The 14,172-nt window shown below is 67.8% G+C and carries 11 protein-coding genes and 1 tRNA gene; 6 read left to right on the top strand and 6 right to left on the bottom strand.

Annotated elements, in window-relative coordinates:
* Nucleotides 1-56 precede the first annotated feature (56 nt).
* Nucleotides 57-2,387 (bottom strand): penicillin acylase family protein, encoded by a 2,331-nt coding sequence (locus FJU31_RS11690; protein ID WP_150454893.1) that lies wholly within the window; start codon nt 2,385-2,387, stop codon nt 57-59.
* A gap of 124 nt (nt 2,388-2,511) precedes the next feature.
* Between FJU31_RS11690 and bfr the strand changes: the two genes are divergently transcribed.
* On the top strand, nt 2,512-3,000 hold the full coding sequence (bfr, locus tag FJU31_RS11685) for a bacterioferritin (protein WP_004151115.1): 489 nt from the start codon (nt 2,512-2,514) through the stop codon (nt 2,998-3,000).
* A 342-nt stretch (nt 3,001-3,342) separates the two neighbouring features.
* On the opposite strand, the gene parC is transcribed toward bfr, so the two are convergent.
* Nucleotides 3,343-5,586, bottom strand: coding sequence for a DNA topoisomerase IV subunit A (parC, locus tag FJU31_RS11680; protein WP_150454892.1), 2,244 nt, complete (start codon nt 5,584-5,586; stop codon nt 3,343-3,345).
* A gap of 59 nt (nt 5,587-5,645) precedes the next feature.
* Nucleotides 5,646-6,554 carry a helix-turn-helix domain-containing protein gene (locus FJU31_RS11675; RefSeq protein WP_150454891.1) on the bottom strand — a complete coding sequence of 303 codons (909 nt, stop codon included), beginning with the start codon at nt 6,552-6,554 and terminating at the stop codon, nt 5,646-5,648.
* Between the two features lie 144 nt (nt 6,555-6,698).
* On the opposite strand from FJU31_RS11675, the gene FJU31_RS11670 reads away from it, so the two are divergent.
* Genes FJU31_RS11670 through emrB form a run of 4 tightly spaced genes read left to right on the top strand, consistent with a single transcriptional unit; the run spans nt 6,699 to nt 11,416 of the window.
* Complete coding sequence (locus FJU31_RS11670) at nt 6,699-7,142, top strand: MarR family winged helix-turn-helix transcriptional regulator (protein WP_108746304.1); 444 nt, start codon at nt 6,699-6,701, stop codon at nt 7,140-7,142.
* Nucleotides 7,139-8,632 (top strand): multidrug efflux transporter outer membrane subunit EmrC, encoded by a 1,494-nt coding sequence (gene emrC, locus FJU31_RS11665; protein ID WP_150454890.1) that lies wholly within the window; start codon nt 7,139-7,141, stop codon nt 8,630-8,632. The genes FJU31_RS11670 and emrC overlap by 4 nt, the downstream gene beginning before the upstream one ends.
* Nucleotides 8,633-8,643: 11 nt before the next feature.
* Complete coding sequence (gene emrA / locus FJU31_RS11660; RefSeq protein WP_150454889.1) at nt 8,644-9,822, top strand: multidrug efflux MFS transporter periplasmic adaptor subunit EmrA; 1,179 nt, start codon at nt 8,644-8,646, stop codon at nt 9,820-9,822.
* 7 nt (nt 9,823-9,829) lie between these two features.
* Nucleotides 9,830-11,416, top strand: a complete 1,587-nt coding sequence (gene emrB / locus FJU31_RS11655; protein WP_150454888.1) for a multidrug efflux MFS transporter permease subunit EmrB — start codon at nt 9,830-9,832, stop codon at nt 11,414-11,416.
* A gap of 120 nt (nt 11,417-11,536) precedes the next feature.
* Here emrB and FJU31_RS11650 read toward each other — a convergent pair whose 3' ends face one another.
* The 3 genes from FJU31_RS11650 to FJU31_RS11640 form a co-directional block, all read right to left on the bottom strand.
* Entirely contained in the window at nt 11,537-11,809 is a 273-nt protein-coding gene (locus tag FJU31_RS11650; RefSeq protein WP_150454887.1) for a hypothetical protein, read from the bottom strand.
* A 393-nt stretch (nt 11,810-12,202) separates the two neighbouring features.
* A tRNA-Leu gene (locus tag FJU31_RS11645) sits at nt 12,203-12,289 on the bottom strand.
* A 50-nt stretch (nt 12,290-12,339) separates the two neighbouring features.
* Entirely contained in the window at nt 12,340-13,239 is a 900-nt protein-coding gene (locus tag FJU31_RS11640) for a LysR family transcriptional regulator (RefSeq protein WP_150454886.1), read from the bottom strand.
* 96 nt (nt 13,240-13,335) lie between these two features.
* Here FJU31_RS11640 and FJU31_RS11635 point away from each other — a divergent pair, with 96 nt between their 5' ends.
* Entirely contained in the window at nt 13,336-14,082 is a 747-nt protein-coding gene (locus tag FJU31_RS11635) for a sulfite exporter TauE/SafE family protein (RefSeq protein WP_150454885.1), read from the top strand.
* The last annotated feature ends 90 nt before the right edge of the window (nt 14,083-14,172 follow it).

Here is a 14,172-nt window from a genome sequence, read left to right as displayed (position 1 = left end):
CCGAGCCTACGCTCGGCTTCGCGGCAAGGCAGCCGAGCATGGGCTCGGCGCTACATTTACCGCGCCGGCACGAGCTTCAGCACATGCTGCGCCTTGCCCGGCAGGAACGGGGTGGGGCGGCCATGCACCCAGTCTTCGTGGCCGGCGCCCCAATAGGGCGACAGCGGGTGGCCACTCTGGCCGCCGGGCATGTGCACGATGCCGTCGGCTTCGTGGCCCGGCGAGACCACCATGCGCTGCGAAGCGCCGAAGCTCGGCCCCTGCACGCGCGGCATGTCGCGGTCACCGGGCAGCTGATCGGCGGGCATGCACAGCCAGCGGCGGGTGAAGGCGGGCAGGGCACGCGAGACCGGGTGGCAGATGTCGGCGACGTTGCGCTCGCCCCAGGTGCGCTGCTGCAGCGGCCCCTGCTTTTCAAGGTCGGCTTCGAGGGTGCGCGCGGCCTTGGCCAGCAGTGCGTCCCAGCTGTCCACGCCCGGCGGCAGCAGGTTGGCCGGGCGCTGTTCCAGCATCGGCCAGACCACACCTTCCAGCTGCGCAAGCCGCGGCGGCAGGTAGTCGTCGCCCAGCCTGGCCTTGGCAGGGGCCAGCAGCGCGCTCTCGATGGCATCCAGCACGTCGCCGCGGAAACCGCGCACGATGCGGTAGCTGGTTGAATGGGCCGAGGCACGCACGTCCCAGTGTTCGCTGGCGGCAGCCAGGTGCTTCAATGACGGATCGTCGCTGTGCTCGGCGGTTTCGTGCAGCAGCACCCACCAGCGCTGCAGGAACACCGCACGGTCGTCCAGCTGGATTGCCAGCAGGTCGTGCTCGTCGAAGCGGTCCTGGGTGGCCAGCAGGTTGCGGATCTGCTGGCCGCGCGCGCCCAGGTCATAGCCGGCATTGCCGACCACGGCCAGGGTGGCATCGTCGACCACGCGGCTGTTGGCGGTCCACAGGCGTTGCCCCGGCGGATCGACCAGGGCCGGTGCGGCATCGCTGCGGATCGGCCACGGCGCGCAGTCCGTGCTGATCTGCGCGGTGTTGAAGCCCTGCGGCACGCAGCCGGGGCCACGGTCCGGGCGCGCACCGACCAGCCGCCAGGCGATGCGCCCGCTGCGGTCGCCGATCACCAGGTTTTGCGCGGGAATGCCCGCGTGGTCGGCCGTTGCCAGTGCCTGGTCGAGGTCGCCGGCGCGGGCCATGTCCGCGAAATCCATGCGCACCGCGCCGGGCAGGTGGGCGACCCAGCGCAGGGCGTCACCGCTGCCGTCGGCATGGGTGTGCAGGATCGGACCCCAGGCGGTTTCGCGCACCGGCAACACGACGTCGCCCTGGCCTGCTACCGCAATGCGTTCTTCGTGCACCGTCACCGCCGCATTGGCCGGTTCGCGGCGGAAGTCGGCGGTGTCGATGTAGCTGTTGGTGAAGCCCCACGCGATATGCCCGTTGCTGCCCACGATGACCGCCGGTACGCCGGGCAGCGAGAAGCCACTGACGTCGACTTGGCCGCCGGGTGCTTTCGGGTCCGGGTAGCGCAGGCGTACGCGGAACCACAGGCTGGGTGCGCGCAGGGCCAGGTGCATGTCGTCGGCAATGATGGCGCGGCCATCGGCGGTGAGCGCACCGGCCACGGCGAAGTTGTTGCTGCCGACCGCATCGACCTCGGCGGCAGGCGCCGCGGGTGCGGCGGCCAGCGAGCGCAGGTCCAGCTGCGCGGCATCGGGCAGCTGTGCATCACCGCGCGGCTCGCCCTGCAGCGGCGCGTCCCAGCTGCTGCCATCATGGGACAGCAGTGCGTGCAGGGCCGGCGGCACCACGTCGCGGATGCGCGCCAGCGCCAGTTCGTTCTGGTTGTCCGGGTCCTGCAGGTCGGCATACATGGCCAGCCCGGCCAGCACGCTGTCGCTGGCCTGCCAGGGCGCGGGTGACTGCCGCAGCAGCAGGTAGGCCCAGGGCCGCACCGACAGATCGGCCAGGCCTGCGTTGACACCGTCCACGTAGGCGCGCACGGCCTGCGGGTTGTCGCCCAGTGCCTCGTCCAGGTGCGCCTCGGTGCGCGCGCGCAGCCGGTGCACGCGCATGCGCTTGTCGGCGTCGATGGCTACAGGCCCGAACAGCGCCGACAGTTCACCTGCGGCACTGCGGCGCATCAGGTCCATTTCGAAATAGCGTTCCTGCGCATGCACGTGGCCGAGCGCGCGCATGGCATCGGCCTGGCTGCCGGCGGTGATGGTGACCACGCCCAGCGCGTCACGCTCGACGCTGACCGGTGCGGCCAGCCCGGGCAGGGCCTGCTCGCCTTCCAGCTCGGCCAGGCTGCCGCGCAGCAGCAGCCACAGGACCAGTGCGGTGACCAGCACGATGGCGATGAGCACTGCCAGTATCCAACGCCAGGTACGTCGCATTGCAGGTCCTTACGGCACTCGAGGGGGGATTGTAGCCGCAGGCGCAACTGCGACTGATTCCGATTAGATCACCGTATTTTGAAATGCGGCACCCTATGCCGCATCGATCCACAGGAGCACCCCCATGAAAGGCAACCCGGACGTCATCGCCTGCCTGAAGGAACTGCTGCGCGGCGAGCTTGCTGCCCGTGACCAGTACTTCATCCATTCCCGCCGCTACGAGGACCAGGGCCTGTTCGCGCTGTACGAACGCCTGAACCACGAGATGGAAGAAGAAACCCAGCACGCCGACGCGCTGCTGCGCCGCATCCTGTTCCTGGGCGGCGACCCGGACATGCGCCCGCATGCCACCGAGCCGGGCAAGACGGTGGAAGAGATGCTGCAGAAGGATCTCGATACTGAATACGCCGTTCGGAACAATCTCGCCGCTGGCATGAAGCTGTGCGAGGAGAAGGGCGACTACGTGAGCCGCGACATGCTGCTGGCGCAGTTGAAGGACACCGAGGAAGACCACGCCTGGTGGCTGGAACAGCAGCTGGGCCTGATCAAGCGCATCGGCCTAGAGCTGTACCAGCTGAGCAAGATCGACGGCAACGGTGCCCCGGCGCACTGAGCCGGCGCCGCGCTTTTGTAGAGACTACCTTTGGTCGGCTGCTCTACAAACAGCAGCCGACCAACGGTCGGCTCTACCAGAGGCAGAAAGCAGCCGACCAACGGTCGGCTCTACCCGCTGCACCAAGCAACGTCGCCCGCCAGCACCGGAGCACCGCGAGCCAGCCTTCGCCAGCCAGCCGCTCCACCGCCCGCCAGCCGACACACGAAAAAGCCGGGGAATCCCCGGCTTTTTCGTGTCTGACGTCAGGCAAGGCGTGTCAACCAAGGTTGACACCTACCAGGGGCGGTGTCCGGGGTCAGATCCGTTTTCAACGAAAACGGCTCTGACCCCCGTTCCCCGTCATTCCACTGACAACCCTTCCACCTTCTGCCAGCCGCGCGGCAGCAGGTGGCCGCGGGTGGCGCGGGCGCCGAGGTAGGCGTCGAGCTCGTTGAACTTCAAACCCATGGTGCGCTGGCCGCTGCGCACCTGCAGGGTCTGGCCGGGGCTGATCGACACGATCGCCACGACCCGCTCGGTGGCCAGCTTGGCCTTGGGGATCTCGATGATCTTGTTGCCCTTGCCCTTGTCCAGTTCCGGCAGGTCGTTGGCGGCGATCGCCAGCAGGTTGCCGGAGCTGGTCACCGCCACGATGCGGTCGGTGGCCACGTTGGCCACGGCCGACGGGGTCAGCACCGAGGAACCGGACGACAGGTTCAGCATCGCCTTGCCGGCCTTGTTGCGGCCGATAAGGTTCTCGAAGCGGGTGACGAAGCCATAGCCGTGGCTGGAGGCCAGCACGAAGCGGGTATCCGGCTCGGCGCTGGCCAGGGTCACGAAGCTGGTGCCCGGTGCCGGCGAGAAGCGGCCGGTCAGCGGTTCACCATTGCCACGCGCCGAGGGCAGGGTATGCACCGGCGTCGAGTAGGCGCGGCCTTCGCTGTCCAGGAAGGCGACCTGCTGGGTGCTGCGCGCGCGCACCGAACCCTGCAGGGCATCACCATCGCGGTAGGACAGGGTGGCCGCATCGATGTCGTGGCCCTTGGCCGCGCGGATCCAGCCCTTCTCCGACAGCACGACGGTCATCGGCTCGCTCGGCACCAGCTCGGTTTCGTCGATGGCCTGCGCGGCCTGGCGCTGCACCAGCGGCGAACGACGCGCGTCGCCGAACTTCTTGGCGTCGGCGGTCAGTTCGTCGCGGATCAGCTTCTTCAGCTTGGCCTTGCTGTCGAGGATGCCGAGGATCTTCTCGCGCTCCTTGGCCAGCTCGTCCTGCTCGCCGCGGATCTTCATCTCTTCCAGGCGGGCCAGCTGCTTCAGCTTGGTTTCCAGGATGTACTCGGCCTGGTCTTCGGACAGGCCGAAGCGCGCGATCAGCGCTGCCTTCGGTTCGTCCTCGGTACGGATGATGTGGATCACCTCGTCCAGGTTGAGGAAGGCCACCAGCAGGCCTTCCAACAGGTGCAGGCGGCGCTCGACCTTCTGCAGGCGGTGCTGCAGGCGGCGGGTGACGGTGGTGCTGCGGAAGGCCAGCCATTCGCTGAGCAGCATCTTCAGGTTCTTCACCTGCGGACGGCCGTCCAGCCCGATCACGTTGAGGTTGATGCGGTAGCTGCGCTCCATGTCAGTGGTGGCGAACAGGTGGCCCATCAGCTGGTCGGCGTCGACGCGGTTGGAGCGCGGCACCAGCACCACGCGCACCGGGTTGGCGTGGTCGGATTCATCGCGCACGTCTTCCAGCCACGGCAGCTTCTTGGCGCGCATCTGCGCGGCGATCTGCTCGATCACCTTCGACGGCGACACCTGGAACGGCAGCGCGGTGACCACCACGTTGTTCGCTTCCTTGGTGAAGGTCGCACGCGCACGCACGCTGCCGTTGCCGGTCTCGTACATCGTGCGCAGGTCGTTGGCCGGGGTGATGATCTCGGCGGTCGAAGGGTAGTCCGGGCCCTTCACGTGCTCGCACAGGTCGCGCACGCTGGCATCGGGATCGTCCAGCAGGTGCAGCAGCGCGCTGACGATCTCGTTGAGGTTGTGCGGCGGCACGTCGGTGGCCATGCCCACGGCGATGCCGGTGGTGCCGTTGAGCAGCAGGTGCGGCAGGCGCGCCGGCATCCAGGTCGGTTCCTGCAGGGTGCCGTCGAAGTTCGGCGCCCAGTCGGTGGTGCCCTGGCCGAGCTCGCCCAGCAGCACTTCGGCGATCGGGGTCAGCTTGGATTCGGTGTAGCGCATCGCCGCGAACGACTTCGGGTCGTCGCTGGAGCCGAAGTTGCCCTGGCCCTCGATCAGCGGGTAGCGGTAGGAGAACGGCTGCGCCATCAGCACCAGCGCCTCGTAGCACGCGCTGTCGCCATGCGGGTGGTATTTACCGATCACGTCACCGACGGTGCGCGCGGACTTCTTCGGCTTGGACGCGGCATTCAGGCCCAGCTCGCTCATCGAATAGATGATGCGGCGCTGCACCGGCTTCAGGCCGTCGCCGATGAACGGCAGGGCACGGTCGAGCACCACGTACATCGAATAGTCGAGGTAGGCGCGTTCGGCGTACTCGCGCAGCGGCAGTTGTTCGAAACCGTGGAATACGGGGCGGGCAGGTTCGGTCATGCGGCGTTGTTACCTATGTCGGGAGGCGAAGACGGCGGTCGGCGCTCTCAATGCACTGATTATCCGGATGCGGCGGGGGATGCCAAGCCACGTGCGGGATCCAGCCCCGGTTCCAGGCCATGGCCGACCCGTGCCAGGTAGCGCCCGGGTGGCAGGCCGAAGTGGCGGCGGAACACGGTGACGAAGGCGCTGGCGCTGCTGAAGCCCAGTGCGTGGGCGATATCGGCCACGCTGCGGCCCTCGCTGAGCTGGCGCAGGGCCTCGGCCAGCCGGGCCTGCTGCCGCCACTGGGCGAAGCTCAGGGTGGTCTCGTCGCGGAAGTGGCGGGTCAGGCTGCGCGGCGACAGGCCGGCCCAGTGCGCCCATTCGGCCAGACTGCGCTCGTCGGAGGGCTCGGCCAGCAGCTGCGAGGCGATCTTCAGCAGGCGGCGGTCGCGCGGCATCGGCAGGTGCATGCGCTGGCGCGGCGCGGTGCGGATCTCGTCGCGCATGACGCTGAGGATATGCTCGCGGTCGTCGCAGGGGACGTAGTCCAGCGGCCATTCGCAGATGCGCTCGGCCACCGCCTGGGCCAGCTTGGACAGCCCCAGCACGCAGGGGTCGGAGGGCAGCTCGACGCAGGCCGGCGCGGCCAGGGCCATGCCCCAGCCACGCATCGGGCCATCCAGGCTGACCGTGTGCGGTTCCAGCGGCGGCATCCAGCCGGCCGAACCCGGTGCCAGCGACCAGGTGCCGTGCGAGGTGCGGGTGGTCAGCAGGCCGCGCTCGACATAGATCAGCTGGGCGCGGGCGTGGTGGTGCCAGTCCACTTCGCGGGCCAGGCCCTGCGGGCTGTCGAAGCGGAAACCGATGACCGGCGGGCCATCGTTGCGCTCGAACCAGTCCATCGCGACCTCGCGGAGGAGGGTGGGCGGGCCCGGTTCACCTGCCGTTATGACCGGCGGAGGTGGCTGGAATGTGACATTCATTGGCTGGATTGTACTACCGGGCCAGTTCAGGCGGCCATTAAGGTAGCGCCTTCACTGATCGAACCCGTTGCTGCAACACAGCATTCGATGCCAGATCGAATATTTCCATTGAGAAATATTTTTTTTGGAAGAAAATGCTCCCCCATGATCTGTCCGTCCTCCAACCCCCCCAGCTTCGGCCTGCTGCTGCGCCAGGTGCGCGACGGCCTGGTCCGCCAGCTCGACGCGTCCATGGCCGAAGAAGACCTCGGCATCGGCTTCACCCATTACATCGGCCTGAAGCTGCTGGCCCGCATGGCCCCGTGCACCGCCAACGAACTGGCCCAGGCCATCGACCAGGTGCCCAGCGCGGTGACCCGCCTGCTGGACAAGCTGGAAGCCCTGGGCTGCGTGCGCCGCGAGCCGCACAGCCAGGATCGGCGGGCCCTGCAGATCGTTCTGACCGATGAAGGCCGTGCCCTCTGGGCGCGCCTGCAGAAGCGCGGCGACGCGGTGATGGATTTCGCCCTGCGCGACCTGTCTGCCGACGAACGCACGCTGCTGCTGTCCCTCCTGACCCGAATCCGCGATTCCCTGACGACCCCATGAACCCGATCCCGCATCCCACTCTCCGCCGGTCCGGGCGCGCGCTGCTGGTTTCAGCGCTGGCCCTGGCCCTGGCCGCCTGCGCCAGCAGCCGTGGCCTGAACCCGCAGGGCCACGTGCTCGACGTGGACAGCCTGCACAGCGAGCGCACGCTGGCCGACAGCGACCTGAGCGCCACCGGCTTCCCGGCCCAGGACTGGTGGAAGGCGTTGGGCGATCCCCAGCTCGACGCCCTCATCAGCGAAGGCCTGGCCGGCCACCCCAGCCTGGACGCGGCCGATGCGCGCCTGCGCCAGGCCCAGTCGCAGGTCGGCACCAGCCGCGCCGAGCGCCTGCCCAGCCTGTCGGTGTCCGGTGGCTACACCGGCCTGCGCCTGCCCGAATCCATGCTCGGCGACGAGCTGGGTGGCCGTTACGGCGGCAGCAGCCAGGTCGCCTTCAACTTCAGCTACGGCGTTGACCTGTGGGGCGGCAAGCGCGCGGCATGGGAAGCCGCCGTTGACGGCGCGCACGCAGCGACCGTGGATGCGCAGGCCGCACGCCTGAACCTGTCCGCCGGCATTGCGCAGGCCTACACCGAACTGGCCTATGCCTGGCAGCTCAACGACGTGGCCGAGCAGGAACTGACGCGCTCGCAGAAGTCGCTGGAGCTGACCCGCCAGCGCCGCAGCGCCGGCATCGACAGCGACCTGCAGGTGCGCCAGTCCGAAGCCCGCGTGCCGGCCGCGCAGCAGCAGCTGCTGGCCGCGCAGCAGCGCATCGATGCCGCCCGCACCGCGCTGGCCGCGCTGGTCGGCAAGGGCCCGGACCGTGGCCTGTCGATCGAACGCCCGCAGGCGCTGAACCCGCTGGCCCTGCAGCTGCCGGGCGTGCTGCCCAGCGAGCTGCTCGGCCGTCGCCCTGATATCGTCGCCGCGCGCTGGCGCGTGGAAGCGGCCGAAAAGCAGATCAAGGTCGCCAAGACCAGGTTCTACCCGAGCTTCAACCTGACCGCGCTGGCCGGCGTGGTCGCCCCGAACGTGGGCGACCTGCTGAAGAGCAGCTCCACCTTCGCCTACATTGGCCCGGCGCTGAGCCTGCCGATCTTCGAAGGCGGCAAGCTGCGCGCCAACCTGGACAACACCGACGCGCAGTACGACCTGGCGGTGGCCAACTACAACCAGTCCGTGCTGGACGCGCTGCGCGACGTGGCCGACCAGGTCAACGCGTTGCGTTCGCTGGCCCAGCAGGCGCAGGCGCAGCAGCAGGCGGTGGACACCGCCCGCGCGGCGTTCGATCTGGCCCAGCAGCGTTACCGCGCCGGCATCGGCAGCTACCTGGACGTGCTCAGCGCGCAGTCCATCCTGCTGCAGTCGCAGCAGCAGTTGGCCGGCCTGCAGTCGCAGCAGGTGCAGACCTCGGTGCGCCTGAGCAAGGCGCTGGGTGGTGGTTTCCAGCCCACCGACGCCGACGCCGCACCGATCGCCTCCCATTCCGATTCCTCGCATTCCTGAAGACCCACGCCATGAGCCAGACCCAAGACACCGCGGCCCCGGCCGCTCCCAACCGCCGCGGCAAGCTGCTGCGCGGCCTGTTCGTCATCGTCGTGCTGCTGCTTGCCGCACTGGCGCTGTGGTACTTCATGTTCGGTCGTTGGTTCGAAGAAACCGACGATGCCTACGTGCAGGGCAACCAGGTACAGATCACCCCGCTGGTGGCCGGCACCGTGGTCGCCATCAACGTCGATGACGGCATGCGCGTCGAGCGCGGCCAGCTGCTGGTGCAGCTGGACCCGGCCGACACCTCCGTCGCCCTGCAGCAGGCCGAAGCCAACCTGGCCAAGACCGTGCGCCAGACCCGCGGCCTGTACCGCAGCGTGGAGGGCGCGCAGGCTGACCTGAACGCCCGGCAGGTGAGCCTGAAGCGGGTGCGCGAAGACTTCGCCCGCCGCAAGGACCTGGCCGCCACCGGCGCCATCTCCAACGAAGAACTGGCCCATGCCCGCGACGAGCTGGCCGCCGCCGAAGCCGCAGTGGCCGGTTCGCGCGAGACCGTCGAGCGCAACCGCGCGCTGGTCGATGACACCGTCATCGCCACCCAGCCGGACGTGCTGGCCGCCGCCGCACAGCTGCGCCAGGCCTTCCTCAACAATGCCCGCGCCGGTATCGTCGCGCCGGTCACCGGTTATGTCGCCCGTCGTTCGGTGCAGGTTGGCCAGCGCGTGCAGCCGGGCAATGCCCTGATGGCCGTGGTACCGACCGAGCAGATGTGGGTGGAAGCCAACTTCAAGGAAACCCAGCTGCGCCACATGCGCCTGGGCCAGGAAGTGGAGCTGGAGTCGGACCTGTACGCCGGTGACGTGAAGTACAAGGGCCGCATCCAGAGCCTGGGCCTGGGCACCGGTTCGGCGTTCTCGCTGCTGCCGGCGCAGAACGCCAGCGGCAACTGGATCAAGATCGTGCAGCGCGTGCCGGTGCGCATCGCCATCGATGCCAAGCAGCTGGCCGAACATCCGCTGCGGATCGGCCTGTCGATGAAGGCCGAAGTAAGCCTGCGCGACCAGAAGGGCGAAGTGCTGCCGACCGCCGCCGCCAAGGGCACGGTGTTCGACACCGATGTGTATGCCAAGCAGCTGCATGATGCCGACGAGGTGATCCACACGATCATCGAAGGCAACCTGCCGCAGCAGGCCAACGCGGGCTGAGGTCGACATGTCCGCACAAGCTCCAGCGGCGCCCGGCACTCCGGGCGCACCGGCGGCGCCGGGTGCGGCCTCCGGGTTCCTGCCGCCCAGCGTGGCCCTGTGCACCGTCGGCCTGGCGATGGCCTCGTTCATGCAGGTGCTCGACACCACCATCGCCAACGTCTCGCTGCCGACCATCGCCGGCAACCTCGGTGCCAGTTCGCAGCAGGCGACGTGGGTCATCACCTCGTTCGCGGTCAGCACGGCCATCGCGCTGCCGCTGACCGGCTGGCTCAGCCGTCGCTTCGGCGAACGCAAGCTGTTCATCTGGGCCACCCTGGCCTTCGTCATCACCTCGCTGCTGTGCGGCCTTGCGCAGAGCATGGGCATGCTGGTGCTGTCGCGTGCGCTGCAGGGCTTCGTGGCCGGGCCGATGTACCCGATCACCCAGTCGCTGCTGGTGTCGATCTACCCACGCGAGAAGCGAGGGCAGGCGCTGGCGCTGCTGGCGATGATCACCGTGGTGGCGCCGATCTGCGGGCCCATCCTCGGTGGCTGGATCACCGACAACTACAGCTGGGAATGGATCTTCCTGATCAACGTGCCGCTGGGCGTGTTCGCCGCGCTGGTGGTGGGCAACCAGCTGAAGGGGCGCCCGGAGCAGATCGAAAAGCCGAAGATGGACTACGTCGGCCTGATCACCCTGGTGATCGGCGTGGGCGCGCTGCAGCTGGTGCTCGACCTGGGCAACGACGAAGACTGGTTCTCCTCGACAAAGATCGTGGTGCTGGCCTGCGTTGCCGTGGTGGCGCTGGCGGTGTTCCTGATCTGGGAATTGACCGACAAGGATCCGATCGTCGACCTGAAGCTGTTCCGTCACCGTAATTTCCGCGCCGGCACGCTGGCGATGGTGGTGGCCTATGCGGCGTTCTTCAGCGTGTCGCTGCTGATCCCGCAGTGGCTGCAGCGTGACATGGGCTACACCGCCATCTGGGCGGGCCTGGCGACGGCGCCGATCGGCATCCTGCCGGTGATCATGACGCCGTTCGTGGGCAAGTACGCCTCGCGCTTCGACATGCGCATGATCGCTTCGTTCGCCTTCGTGTTCCTGTCGTTGACCAGCTTCATGCGCTCGGACTTCAACCTGCAGGTGGACTACGCGCACGTGGCCGGCGTGCAGCTGATCATGGGTATTGGCGTGGCGTTGTTCTTCATGCCGGTGCTGCAGATCCTGCTGTCGGACCTGGACGGTCGCGAGATCGCCGCGGGTTCGGGCCTGGCCACCTTCCTGCGTACGCTGGGCGGCAGCTTCGCTGCATCGCTGACCACCTGGCTGTGGGCACGTCGCACCCAGGTGCACCATGCCGATCTGACCGAACACATCTCGGCCTACCAGCCGGGCATGCAGGACCAGGTGGCGGCGATGGGGCAGGGCGACCTGCAACACGGCGCAGCGGTGCTGAACAACATGATCAACCACCAAGCCTCGCAGATGGCGTTCAACGACATTTTCTACCTGCTGGGCTGGACGTTCCTGGCGATCATCGCGTTCCTGTGGCTGGCCAAGCCGCCGTTCGGCGCCGGTGCCGGTGCGGCATCTGCCGGCGGGCATTGACGCGGTAGCGCCTGGCCATGCCCGGCGGCTTCTCCGCGGAATGCCTCTACACAATGCACACACCCCGCCGGAAGGCGGGGTTTGTGTTTGCGGGCCGGGCTGCGGCTGCACGTATCCCTCTCATCGCGTGCGGTAGATCCGCTTGAACACAGCACGGTCGCGGAAGACGCGGGGGAGGAACCAGATGCCACCTGCGAGAACGACGACGCCAACGATCCAGCCCGCCGCCTGCAGGTAGGTTCCTGCGAACGAGCCGCACACGATGGCCGCAATCACAACGGCGGTGCCGGCACCCTTGGGCGGGCCGTAATGCACTTCTGCCTGGCATCCGATGCAGACGTGGACACCGTGGTTCGACGCGGTGTGACAGTGGGGGCAGGTGATGCGCGGCATGACGACTCCTTTGCACGGAACAGGGGTGCAGGAAGCGGATCATCACGATGGGGCCGGGCAACCTGCAGCAAGGAATTTGCCTGTTCCACGACGGGAGCGCAGGGAATTTCGCGTAGGAAAAATACGAAACCATGAAGAACGTGCGATAGGTCTCCTCCGCACGCCGGCTTGAAGCGCGCACGGTCTGTCTTCACGCGACCGGGCATCTGTCGTGCCGTGCTGGAGGCGACAATCAAAGCGAAGACCAGCCCGCGGCAGATTGAAAAAAAGCATGCGCGGGTTTAACGATGCAGTAGATCCACGCCGTGCGTGGATGGGCCAGGCAGCCGCGTAATTCCCGAACGCCGGACATGAAAAAACCCGCTTTCGCGGGTTTGATCATTTGCTGAGTCATGGTGCCCAGGAGAGGACTCGAACCTCCACGAAGTTGCCCCCGCTAGCACCTGAAGCTAGTGCGTCTACCAATTCCGCCACCTGGGCGACTCAGGAGACGAATTATGGGGAACCACTGAGGATGTGTCAACAACATTTCACGCTTTTTTCTGTGGCGGTACACCGAGGTGCAGCAGCAGGCTGCGCATCGCCGGTGACAGCCGCGTCCAGTCGGCGAAGCACGCGCACAGGCGGCGCTGCGCCCAGGCATCGGCGAGTGGTATCGCAATGGTGTGCGTGCTGCGCCGATGCTGACGCGCGATCGTCTTCGGCACGATGCCCACGCCGATGCCATGGCCGACCATCGTGCACAGGCCTTCGAACGTTTTCATGCGGATGCGCACATCGAGCCGGCGTCCTGCCTCGCCTGCGAGTTCCTCCACGTAGGTCTGCAGTGCATTGCCATCGGCCAGGGCGACGAAGGTCTCGCCCAGCACGTCAACGAAGTCGAGCGCGCGTTGCGACGCGAAGCGGTGGCCGGCGGGCAGCAGCATCACCAGCGGGTCTTCGGATACTACGTGCCGCTGCAGGCCGTCGGCCGGTACGGCATCGCTGATGATGCCTGCCTCGGCCTGGCCAGCAGCGAGTGCGCGCACGACATCGGTGCTGGTGCGTTCGTGCAGCTCCACGTGCAGGCGCGGGCGCTGCGCCAGCCAGGGCGCCAGCCGCGAGGGCAGGTAGTTGGTCAGCGCCGCGGTGTTGGCATACAGATGCAGGGTGCCGCGCGCACCGTGGGCGAAGGCGTCCATCTCGCCGCGCAGCTGCGCCTGCTGCTGCAGGATCAGCCGTGCGTGATGGGCGAGGGCGGCGCCGGCTTCGGTCATGCTGACCCCGCGCGGATGCCGGTTCAACAGTGCCGTACCGGCATCGGCTTCGATCGCGCGCAGGCGTTCGCTGGCCGAGCCCAGTGCCAGGTTGGCCAGCGCTGCGCCGGCGGTGATGCTGCCGGCATCGGCCACGGCCAGGAACAGGCGCAGGTCGGCGATGTCCATCCGCATTTTGAGTGCTCCGGTCGAGCCTGCCTTCGGCTGGTCCGAAGGCTGTGGCGGCAAGACCGCATTGTGCGCCTGTGTCGGGCCCGCTCCAATGGCGGCATGAACGAGACGATGTATTTCTATGGGATGCTGGTGGTGGTGTTCGTGCTGGCCGGCGTGGTCAAGGGCGTGACAGGCATGGGGTTGCCGACGGTGGCGATGGGCCTGCTCGGTGGTGCGCTGTCGCCGGTGGCGGCGGCCTCGATGCTGTTCATTCCCACCTTTGTCACCAACGCGTGGCAGCTGCTGTCCGGCCCCTCGCTGTGCCCGACCGTGCGGCGGCTGTGGCCGATGATGCTGGCGGTGGTGGTGGTGACGCTGGGTTCGGCCGCGCTGCTGGTGCGGGTGGATCGCACCTGGTCGCGCGTTGCCCTCGGTGTGGCGCTGGTTGTGTATGCGCTGTACGCGCTGGTGGCGCCGGTGTTCCGCGTGCCGCAGCGGCGCGAGCGCTGGCTGGGGCCGCTGGTGGGTGCGATATCCGGCGTGGTGACCGGCGCCACCGGTGTGTTCGTAATGCCAGCGGTACCTTACCTGCAGTCGCTGGGCATGCAGCGCGAGGAGCTGGTGCAGGCGCTGGGCCTGGCGTTCACCGTGTCGACCATTTCGTTGACCACCGGCTTGGTGATCAACGGTGCGTTTGGTGTGCAGCAGCTGGGCCTGAGCGCATTGGCAGTTGTGCCGGCACTGCTGGGCATGTGGTTGGGGCAGGTGATCCGCCAGCGCATCAGCGCACGGGTGTTCCGCGCGTGTTTCCTTGGGTTCCTGCTGCTGCTAGGGCTGGAGCTGATTCTGCGGCCGTTGTTCTGATTGCGCGCGATGCGTCTTCGTAGAGTCGAGGGTGGGGGGCGGCGGGGGGCCGGAGACGGCGGGCAAGCGCGAGGAGAACGGGGGCGGGGG

This window comes from Stenotrophomonas cyclobalanopsidis (genome assembly GCF_008710035.1).
In the GTDB taxonomy this organism is placed as follows: domain Bacteria; phylum Pseudomonadota; class Gammaproteobacteria; order Xanthomonadales; family Xanthomonadaceae; genus Stenotrophomonas; species Stenotrophomonas cyclobalanopsidis.
This window is presented reverse-complemented; position numbering and strand designations above follow the sequence as displayed.